Source organism: Rheinheimera sp. (assembly GCF_020217005.1).
Lineage (GTDB): Bacteria > Pseudomonadota > Gammaproteobacteria > Enterobacterales > Alteromonadaceae > Pararheinheimera.
In genome coordinates, this window is record NZ_JAIWOI010000246.1 from 1 (window position 1) to 10,000 (window position 10,000).

The following is a 10,000-nucleotide window of genomic DNA, read 5'->3' on the forward strand; positions in this document are numbered from 1 at the left end:
TTAATCACAACATCATTCATACCGGCTTGATGAAACTCTTGAATTTCTTCAGGCAGTGCATGAGCAGTAAAGGCCATGATGACAGTATTCTGATGTTGAGGTAATTGCCTGATCAGATGGGTCGCAAGTATGCCCGTCATATCCGGCAGCTGAATATCCATCAGTATCAAATGATATCTGCTACTTTTAGCCAGCTTTAATGCTTCAGCTCCGGATGCAGCAGTATCCACTTCAAACTCTTGTTCGCTCAGCATGGCTTTGACAAAGGCAAGGTTGGTTTTATTGTCGTCGACCACCAGCATTCGGACATCCGTGTTCTGCGGCTTTTGCGCCAGATAATGCCGGATCTGTACAGACAACATTGGATTGGCTACTACAGGACAACTGAATTGTGCAGACCAGAAATCCAGATCCGCTGCATGACAAAAGGCCAATAGTTGACTTCGGGCCGTCACATGCTGAAGCGCTGTCCATAACTCCGGCTGAGCCTTGGATTCAGGCAATTGTAGCAGCACTAAATCCACCAGCCGATGCTGCAATTCAAGCTGCAGCTGCTGTGGCTGTTGCAAGTAAATCACCTGTTCCGCCACTGAATAAACGCTTTGTTTTAGTAATGCAGCTCTGGTGCTGTCAGCATCAACATAAACAGCTGTCTGGTACATGGGCAAGTCTTTTGCTGAGACTGAGCTCAGAGGTAATTCCAGCCGCACTGAACATCCTAAATCTTCCAGTGCTGAAACAGATAATCGGGCTCCCAACCGTGACATCAAGCTGGCGCAGAGCTGTGGCAGCACTTCCACTTCTTCAGTAGTGGCTTTTAGTACTTGCTGAATAGCAGCACTTTGACCTGCATGATCAAATTGCAGCAGCAATTTATTCTCGGAAAACGCTTGTAAATTAATATGCAAACTGAGTTCCGGCAGACGTATATCCTGCAGGATCAAGGCAAGAATTTGACTGAGCAGAGCTGCGGTATGTTCGGCACAAAACTGCACTTCCGCCAGACTAAGCGCAGAATCCTCGATTAGAATAAGTGAGACTTTGCTCAACTCAAACTTCTGTTGCCAGGTTTCAACCTGCTGCGCCAACCATTGTGGGAACCACAAGATCTCAGGCTGCAAGGCTGTTTTTTCCAACTGATCCTGCTGTAACAGCCAGTTTAGCAATAACCTTTGTTCAGAGAATTTGCCAGCACTGCCCAACACACAAAGCTGCTGCCACTGCCTTAATTGATATTGACAGGCTTTTAGCTCCTTATCTAACTCCGTGAGTTGTTGCTGTTTTTCAATGTCCTGCTGTTCGCGCTCGGTCGCCTGACTCAGCTCCTGCATCTCTTCCTGCTGATACTGCAGCAGTAATTGCTGCTGAAACTGTTGCTGCTGTGCGTAGAGAGAGCGAAACAGCACAGTCAGTTCTGCACCATCAAAAGCATTCAATTTTTTCGGGTCTGCAGTTGTGGTGACCAGGGTCCGGACTTGCCTTAAAAAGTTTTGCCAACGCAGATGCTGCGCTTTAAAAATTCGACGCTGCCAAAACAGCACTAATGTTAGAATAATTAATAACACCGCGCTCCACAACGCGCTTTGCCACCACCATAAACTGGATAGTCGCAAAGGTGAGATCTGAATAGCAACATAACCAAGAGTACTGCCTTCAACTGCTACAGTTTTTGTGTCGAAATAGCTCATGCTCGCTGGCGTCACCATGACGGCAGACCACAACAAGGTTGAACCATCCATTAAGGCTTTTTGTCCGGTTAGATCGCGGGCAGGACTGAAATTGAACAACTCACGGGGAAACTGAGTAGCAGCAAATAAATTGCCATCGGCCTGATAAACCAATATAGCCTTGATAGGTAAAGTACTGGAAAAACTTGCTGCCAGCAGATGGCCTTTAACTTGCTCCATTTTATTCTGAGCTAAAAAAGGTTCGACCATTAAAGACAAGCTCATCAACAGCTGTTGTTCGGCCTGAACCCTAACCACAGTTTCATGGCGCAACTGCAGTTGGGCCGACACATAAAGGCAGGCCACAATCAACACTGAAGATCCGAATAGCAAACCCAACTTAGCTTTTAACGTCATGTCAATTGAACCTTCATTTCCCTGTACTGCACTATAAGCCGGGCCTCAAAACGGCACAATAGCCGTTCTGAGGCTGGTCAGGAACTGCTGTTAGAAGTGTAACTCAGCTGAAATAAAGGCACCGTTAAAACTCAAATCAGCATCCACCTGATCTATGTCGTCTAATTCCATTTTGGTCTTTTTAATGCCAGCCTTTAAGTCCAGATCAACAGCCAGCGTATCGATGAGCTCATAAGCTAAACCCAGCTGCATATCAGACAAAGAACTGCCGTCGTAGCTGACATAATTGACTTCTGCAAATAGTTTTGTGCCTGTTCCCAGCAAACCAAAGCTGCCATAGGCATAACCCATAGGAATCACAGTCGACAAATCCTGCAGCGCATTTTGCCCCTGATTACTGACAGAGATATCTCCATCTATGTACTTGGCTGTTACACCTAAGTCCAGACTGACTAAGTCATTGTCCAGAATTTCATAATAAAAAGTCGCATCAATATTGGATAAATCGACCTTTTGCGCCACGGTAGTGCCTACAGCAAAAATTTGGCTATCAAATACAAAGGTTCGGTTTAACACTGTGCTGCCATCTGAGTCTAAGCTATTGCGCTGCAATTTTATATTTGGCAGCAAAGGCAAAGGGTGTTCAAATTTAATGTAAAAGCTAGTTTGATTTTTATCGTCAAAACTAAAACTCTGCTGATTGCCGGTCTGGCCAAAACTGCCTTTGCTATCAGCAAAATGCAGATCTGCTCCAAGGTAAATGCCACCTACAGTATCAGCCATCACGGCCGGAGCAAGAAATGAAACAACAGACACCAGAGCCACTACAGACTTTTTCATGATTTATCCTTGCGCTAATAATTCAGTTAAATCCAACAGGGCTGCATTGGCCCTGGAGATATAATTTGCCATCACCAGACTATGATTGGCCATCAAACCAAAACCACGACCATTTAAGATCATCGGACTCCAGACCGGCTGCTGTGTAGCCTCCAGCTCGCGGACAATCTGACGTAAACTAATCATTGCATTTTTGTTTGTCAGAACGTCAGCAAAGTCCAATTCTATCGCTTTTAATAAATGCAACAAAGCCCAGCAAGCACCACGTGCCTCATAAAACTCGTCATCTATACTCCACCAACTGGTTTTTATCCGGCTCGACTCAGCAGTGGCTGTCGATTGTCTGGCATTTTTGTCGCCTGCCAGATCCGTGTTTAACCTGTCCTGACCCACGCTAACACTCAGGCGCTGACTATAACTGCCCAGTCTTTTCTCCACATTTTTTAGCCAGTCACGTAAATTATCTGCCCTGGTATAAAACTGGCTGTCAGTTTTCGCCGGGTCTAATAAAGCGGCACGGTACAAAGACAGTTGCGCTATAGCCTGCTGGTACTCAGCTTCAGCAGCTGGCACAGCCCAACTGCGATGATCAATATTCAGCATCGGCTGAGCCAGTTTTAAGTATTGATTTTCAATAGATTGTGACTGTGAGCGGCTTAAATCTTTGCGCAATGCCAGAGCTAAATCACGGGACATTTCCAAAGCCCCTAATTCCCATGCCGGCATATCATCCAACAACGAAAAAGGAGGTAGCACGTCATTACTGACAAAACCGGCATTTTTTGTCAGCAGAGTCTCCAGCACTTTTATCAGCGCACTAGTGGTGGTGTAGCCAACAACTTGCTTATGTTCCGGGCTAAGCTGCGCCGACAAATCTCTGACATCAAAGCGGTCAGGTTCACGACTGGCCCACCATGTCGTACCATAGCCCAGAATAAAAACGAACAGTACGGTTAAACTGACAATCCTGAATCTGTTCATTTCTTACTCCTAGTGAGTTGGAATAGCACTGACCACAGCCTGAACTTCTATGCTCTGGCCGTCTTTAAACACGAAAACTAACGGAATCTTTTGCCCCACAGTCAGACTGGCTTTGGCATCAAATAACATCAGATGCAAACCACCGGGCTGGAAATCTACTTTCTGACCTGCTGCCACCGGAACTGAAGGCATCAGCTCCATTTTCATCATGCCATCTTTATGGCTGTGTTGATGCAGCTCAATAGAACCAAATTGTGAGCTTGTTGCCGCGACTAACTCAATATCCGAAGCAGTTTGATTGCTGATACTAAAATAACCAGCTGTCATGCTGCGGCCGGGTAACATTTCCCGCACAGTCGCATCAGTGATCACAATTTCTGCCATCGCCTGCAAACTGACCACAGCCAGGCACAAGGCAAGTATCCATTTTTTCATTCAGGCTTCTCCTTTTAAGATCATATCTTTATCTTACACGACAGAGGATAGGCCAACAAACTTCGCTGACGAAAAGCATTGACTTCTTTGAGAAGCTACTTTTTGGCCTTCTCTGGTGATAAAAACAACAGCTATACAATTATCTACAAAGCCTGCCCTCGATTTTATTGGGTTTTGCTTTTCAGAAAGTCTAGTTTTCAGACGTTTAGCGATTGTCAACCCAGCAACCCCCTATAAATTTATACTTTTGTTTAAATAATAACCTTTGCATTGTTGGCAAAAATCCGTAAACTTAGCGCCCCTTTAGGGTAGAGCCTTGGTTTTAGCGGTGCGCATAGGTCCATATCAATTAACGAACAACGTAATTTGTGCTCCTATGGCTGGAGTGACGGATTACACTTTTCGTGAGCTTTGCCGTCGTTTTGGTGCAGGTTTAGCTGTATCAGAAATGATGTCGAGCAATCCTTTGGTCTGGCAAAGTGAAAAATCGCTAAATCGTATGACTCACCAGGACGAATCTGGTCTTCGCTCGGTGCAAATTGCCGGCTCAGATCCAGAGCAGATGGCGGAAGCAGCCGTGTTTAATGTTGAACATGGTGCCCAAATCATCGACATCAATATGGGATGTCCGGCCAAAAAGGTGAATAAAAAGCTGGCTGGTTCGGCGCTGTTGCAGTATCCGGACTTAGTACAACAGATTATTCAGGCCGTAGTTCAGTCTGTGTCAGTACCTGTGACCTTAAAAATCCGTACTGGCTGGGACCCTGAGAATAAAAATGGCGTACAGATAGCGCAAATAGCGCAGGACAACGGCATTGTGGCTTTAGCTGTTCATGGCCGAACTAAAGCTTGTATGTATAAAGGAGAGGCGGAGTACGACACAATCCGCGCTATTAAACAAAATGTGTCTATCCCGGTGATTGCCAATGGCGATATCACCACGCCGGAAAAAGCCAGATTTGTACTGGACTATACCGGAGCAGACGCGGTCATGATTGGCCGTGCCGCTCAGGGCAGACCCTGGATTTTTCGTGAAGTGGTGCACTATCTGCAAACAGGTGAACATTTAGCTCAGCCTTCAACAGCTGAGGTCAGGGATATTTTGCTGGAGCATGTCCGTGGCTTACACCAGTTATATGGTGAGGTGCCTGGCTCACGTATTGCCCGCAAACATGTGGGTTGGTACCTGGCTGAGCATGACAGCGAAGGCATGTTTCGCAGTGAATTTAATGGTATCGAGCAGGCCCAACAGCAGCTGGATACCTTGTATGTGTATTTCGAGCAATTACTAGCAGCAACCTAACGTAAAAGAGAATAGGCAATGTTTAATCAAAACGTGACTTCGCCATTTATCACCAACGCCCATGTTCAAACGCAAGAAAAACCGCAGCCTTTAAGCAATGCGGTACAAAAAGCGGTGGCGAACTACTTACAACAATTAAACGGTCAGGACGTCAACGACCTGTACGAATTAGTGTTGTCCGAATTAGAAAAGCCGTTATTAGAAGAAGTGATGAAATACACTCGCGGCAACCAGACCCGCGCTGCCAACCTGATGGGCATCAACCGCGGTACTCTGCGCAAGAAGCTGAAACAATACGGCATGAGTTAATGCCCCCGCGGGAGGAGTCCCGCAATCAAAAGCACCTTCGGGTGCTTTTTTGTTTTTTCCCGTCGTACTTGACGCTGCAGCTTCGTTGGCTGCGGATTCTCGCCCCAGTCACATAGTGGACTATGCTCCTGGGAGCTCGAACCCTTGCCGCCTTGCTGCAACGCCAAATACTTAGCGGAACAACTTTAAGTAGTACGTGAAGTAAAAACGGGATTTCACCAGCGATCCCGGCGATACATCAAAGCCATTTTTCTCTATGCTTATGTGCTGGCTTTGTATGCTATCCAAACGCTGTGAACCACAGCAGTGCTGGTCCGAATTAACCATTACAGCGGAGAATGATCCAATGAACGCAGCTCGTCCAATCCGTCGCGCCTTGTTAAGCGTGTCTGATAAAACCGGTATAGTTGAATTTGCCCGTGCTTTAGCCGCCCAGGGTGTGGAACTTCTGTCCACAGGCGGCACTGCCAAGTTATTAGCAGAGCAAGGCATAGCAGTGACTGAAGTGTCAGATTACACAGGTCACCCGGAGATTATGGACGGCCGCGTCAAAACGCTGCATCCAAAAGTACATGGTGGCATTCTGGCGCGCCGTGGGATGGATGAAGCTGTGATGGCGACCAACAATATCAAGCCTATCGACTTAGTGGTGGTGAACCTGTATCCGTTCGCCAACACTGTGGCCAAAGCAGGTTGTACTTTAGAAGACGCCATCGAGAATATCGATATCGGCGGCCCAACTATGGTCCGCGCTGCGGCAAAAAACCATAACGACGTCACTATAGTGGTGAACGCGGCTGACTACGACAAAGTCTTAGCAGAGATGGCTGCCAACGCCGGTTCTACCACTCATGCCACCCGTTTTAGTTTAGCTATCAGCGCTTTTGAGCATACAGCTCAATACGACGGTATGATTGCCAACTACTTTGGCACCATGTTAGCTGCTTACGGTGATGAAGACGCCAAGCCAAGCAAATTCCCACGCACTTTTAACGCTCAGTTTGTGAAAAAACAAGACTTACGTTACGGTGAAAACAGCCACCAAAGTGCCGCCTTTTATGTCGAAAGCAGCATTCAGGAAGCTAGTGTCGCCAGCGCTACTCAGCTGCAGGGCAAAGAGCTGTCGTACAACAATATCGCTGATACCGATGCCGCTTTAGAGTGTGTCAAAGAATTCGACCAACCAGCCTGTGTGATCGTCAAACACGCGAACCCTTGTGGTGTAGCTATTGGCGACGACATTCTGGCCGCTTATGAGCGCGCCTATAAAACAGACCCGACTTCTGCTTTTGGTGGCATTATCGCTTTTAACCGCGAATTAGATGCTAAAACTGCCGAAGCTATTGTCAGCCGTCAGTTTGTTGAAGTCATTATCGCGCCAAGCGCTACAGCTTCAGCTGCTGCTGTGGTGTCGGGCAAACCAAATGTGCGTTTACTGGTCTGTGGCGAGTGGGACAGCAAAACCACGGGTTTTGATATCAAACGTGTCAACGGTGGTGTATTGGTACAAGACCGTGACCAGAAAATGGTCGGTCTGGATGACTTAAAAGTCGTGTCCAAACGTCAGCCGACAGCAGAGGAATTACGTGACTTATTGTTCTGCTGGAAAGTGGCGAAGTACGTGAAATCTAATGCCATTGTGTATGCCAAAGACAGCATGACCATTGGCGTCGGTGCAGGCCAGATGAGCCGTGTCTACAGCGCTAAAATCGCCGGTATCAAAGCCGCTGACGAGAATCTGGAAGTCAAAGGTTCTGTCATGGCATCAGATGCGTTTTTCCCGTTCCGTGATGGTATCGATGCAGCCGCTGCTGCCGGTATCAAAGCAGTGATCCAGCCTGGTGGCTCTATGCGCGATGCAGAAGTGATAGCTGCTGCAGACGAGCACGGCATGACGATGATTTTCACTGGCGTGCGTCATTTCCGTCACTAAACACAAGCTCTTAAATGAAAGAAGGCGGGACAGGTTCCCGCCTTTTTTTTACTCTACTATTCAGCTGCCGCTAGTTCTTCACTGACAACATATAAAGCGCGACCGCCTGACGGGTTTCTTCGTCCAAATAATCCTGTTTTGGCATAGCCGGATAGTCTTCGCGTTTTTTAACTGGGTTGGCAATATAAGCCGCCAGTGCTTGTGGATCGTCCATATACAAGGACTGGATCACTTGTACAGGCGGGCCAATTAAACGCCCGGTGTAGGCGTGGCAACCAGTGCAAATACCAAGGTAAGCGTATTTACCTTTGTCTTCCACATCCACGCTGCGTGGAGCCGCAGGTTCATCCAGCAAATAATTTACTATGGTGTCCGTATTGCTGAAAGCGCAGGCTGGCCAGTCGCTGACTCCGGCACTGATATATTGCTGCGGGTTATTAATGCAACTGCCGTTGCTGGCTCCTACCCGCAAAATATCAGGATTGCCTTGTTTCAGTTCTGTGGTCAGCAAAACTTTAGCTTCAGTAATAGTGTCATAGCCATTGTTATACATCAGGTTATTTAAAATCATGATTTCATCAGGTGTCGGGTCCGACTCCGGATCCAACGTAGTATTAGGTGCATTCTGATGGTCGGTAATAATGATACCTGCAGTTTTATTGCCCAGGATCAGGTTGTCTTCAATAATCACCTTGTCCGCCGCCATAATCAGTACACCAGTACCGGCCGGAATACCCGCCACCATAGAGCCTTCAGCGCCAAAGTTTTTGGTGTTGTTAGTGCTGATCCAGTTGTTGCGGATAATCACATCCACAGTGTCTTTAATCGGCAGACCAGGAGTGACAAAAGCCAGAATGCCGCCTGTGTTGTTATGCACAAAGTTATTTTCCACTATGGCATGGCGACTGTTTTCAATTTCAATACCAGCCACACTGTCGAACACTTCGTTATTGGCCACATGAATGTGATCGCTCATGCCAATGTAAATAGCCGCGTCTTCAATGCCAGACACCACGTTATGTTCCACTATGCCGTTTTCGCCCAACTGCGGGAAAATGCCGTAGACGCCGGTGTCTTCAATAATGTTATTGCGGATTTCGAAGTTGTTACCGGCCTGGCCCATAATGCCGTTGCCTTTGTATTTAGTGATCAAAAAGTTCTCAATCACTATGTTATTGCCCGAATACAAAATAGCGTCGTTTAAATGGCCGTCACCAAACAAACGCGGTCGTTTACCTTCAACTATCACTCCGCTCAAACGAATATTGTCTTTGTCGATATAGACAGTTTCGGTATAGTTACCAGGCCAAACCTGAATCACATCGCCGGGCTTGGCCGCTTTGACAGCGTCCATAATCAGTTGTCCGTCTTTGACGGCATGTACAGTGCCCGTGGGCATGCTATTAAGTACGGATTTTTTGGCATTGCCCCCCACTGCAGCACCGCCGCCATAACTGATTTCTGCTGTGTATACCGGAGCGGCGGGACCGCTGGATGTCAGGTAATAACCTGCTAAAAAGGCCAGTGGCACTAAAGCGCCTAAGGTGAGCGTGCTTTTATTCATTCTGTGCTTCCTTTGTGATCATTTGCTGTAGTCAGCTCTGCCGGCAAAGGCAAACCTGAGGGTAAAAGTTGCGGTATAACAGGCATCAGGCTTTCATCGGTCAAAGTGTTCAGAAAGACCGCCAGTTGGTGAATTTCTTCCGGGCTGAGTTTGGGTTCCCAGATATGCCAGTGCAGCAGCAGTTTTTCGCCTTTGGGCACAGCGTGCCCCCGGCCTTTGCTGTAAAACTCTGCCGCTTCCTCTAAAGTCGCAAAACGTCCCGAGTGCATATAAGGCGCAGTCAGGGCGACATTACGCAAGCTTGGTACTTTAAAACCACCTCTTAACTTACTAAGTTCTGGACTGCTCCCAACGCCCGGATCAAAGGCCATACCTTCGGGTTCTGGTGTGCCTATGACCGCAATTTGTTGGTTGGTAAAAAGTGGTGGCGTATGGCACTCGGCGCAGCGGGCAACAAAAGAGCGGAATACGTTCAACCCCTTAATTTCTTCTTCGTTTAGTGCCTGCTGATAACCATGAGCGTACTGATCATATTTGCTGTTCAGTGAAAT

Annotated in this window: 9 protein-coding genes; 3 read left to right on the forward strand and 6 right to left on the reverse strand. The window is 47.3% G+C overall.

Going from position 1 to position 10,000, the window contains the following annotated elements; all coding sequences use genetic code 11:
* The 4 genes from LDL40_RS12015 to LDL40_RS12030 all read right to left on the reverse strand — a co-directional run.
* Window positions 1–2,084: response regulator (locus tag LDL40_RS12015; protein WP_300995616.1), on the reverse strand; the 2,084-nt coding region annotated here is incomplete at its 3' end.
* 90 nt (window positions 2,085–2,174) lie between these two features.
* Window positions 2,175–2,924, reverse strand: coding sequence for a TIGR04219 family outer membrane beta-barrel protein (locus LDL40_RS12020; protein WP_300995617.1), 750 nt, complete (start codon window positions 2,922–2,924; stop codon window positions 2,175–2,177).
* A 3-nt stretch (window positions 2,925–2,927) separates the two neighbouring features.
* Window positions 2,928–3,905 carry a DUF2333 family protein gene (locus tag LDL40_RS12025; protein WP_300995618.1) on the reverse strand — a complete coding sequence of 326 codons (978 nt, stop codon included), beginning with the start codon at window positions 3,903–3,905 and terminating at the stop codon, window positions 2,928–2,930.
* A 9-nt stretch (window positions 3,906–3,914) separates the two neighbouring features.
* The gene (locus LDL40_RS12030; protein ID WP_300995619.1) at window positions 3,915–4,340 is read right to left on the reverse strand and encodes a copper chaperone PCu(A)C; all 426 of its coding nucleotides are present in this window, start codon (window positions 4,338–4,340) and stop codon (window positions 3,915–3,917) included.
* A gap of 328 nt (window positions 4,341–4,668) precedes the next feature.
* Between LDL40_RS12030 and dusB the strand changes: the two genes are divergently transcribed.
* From dusB to purH, 3 genes are all read left to right on the forward strand, one after another.
* Window positions 4,669–5,643 carry a tRNA dihydrouridine synthase DusB gene (gene dusB / locus LDL40_RS12035; protein ID WP_367304318.1) on the forward strand — a complete coding sequence of 325 codons (975 nt, stop codon included), beginning with the start codon at window positions 4,669–4,671 and terminating at the stop codon, window positions 5,641–5,643.
* An 18-nt stretch (window positions 5,644–5,661) separates the two neighbouring features.
* Window positions 5,662–5,952 (forward strand): DNA-binding transcriptional regulator Fis, encoded by a 291-nt coding sequence (fis, locus tag LDL40_RS12040; RefSeq protein ID WP_008897208.1) that lies wholly within the window; start codon window positions 5,662–5,664, stop codon window positions 5,950–5,952.
* Between the two features lie 346 nt (window positions 5,953–6,298).
* Window positions 6,299–7,885, forward strand: coding sequence for a bifunctional phosphoribosylaminoimidazolecarboxamide formyltransferase/IMP cyclohydrolase (purH, locus tag LDL40_RS12045; protein WP_300995621.1), 1,587 nt, complete (start codon window positions 6,299–6,301; stop codon window positions 7,883–7,885).
* 70 nt (window positions 7,886–7,955) lie between these two features.
* On the opposite strand, the gene LDL40_RS12050 is transcribed toward purH, so the two are convergent.
* Together LDL40_RS12050 and LDL40_RS12055 are read right to left on the reverse strand one after the other, a co-directional pair.
* The gene (locus tag LDL40_RS12050; RefSeq protein ID WP_300995622.1) at window positions 7,956–9,449 is read right to left on the reverse strand and encodes a parallel beta-helix domain-containing protein; all 1,494 of its coding nucleotides are present in this window, start codon (window positions 9,447–9,449) and stop codon (window positions 7,956–7,958) included.
* On the reverse strand, window positions 9,446–10,000 hold a 555-nt coding region (locus LDL40_RS12055; RefSeq protein ID WP_367304317.1), incomplete at its 5' end, for a cytochrome-c peroxidase. The genes LDL40_RS12050 and LDL40_RS12055, both read right to left, overlap by 4 nt.

Coding starts and splice junctions, on each gene's coding strand:
- LDL40_RS12020 (WP_300995617.1), bottom strand. CDS start 2,924: ATGAAAAAGTCTGTAGTGGCTCTGGTGTCTGTTGTTTCATTTCTTGCT.
- LDL40_RS12025 (WP_300995618.1), bottom strand. CDS start 3,905: ATGAACAGATTCAGGATTGTCAGTTTAACCGTACTGTTCGTTTTTATT.
- LDL40_RS12030 (WP_300995619.1), bottom strand. CDS start 4,340: ATGAAAAAATGGATACTTGCCTTGTGCCTGGCTGTGGTCAGTTTGCAG.
- fis (WP_008897208.1), top strand. CDS start 5,662: ATGTTTAATCAAAACGTGACTTCGCCATTTATCACCAACGCCCATGTT.
- purH (WP_300995621.1), top strand. CDS start 6,299: ATGAACGCAGCTCGTCCAATCCGTCGCGCCTTGTTAAGCGTGTCTGAT.
- LDL40_RS12050 (WP_300995622.1), bottom strand. CDS start 9,449: ATGAATAAAAGCACGCTCACCTTAGGCGCTTTAGTGCCACTGGCCTTT.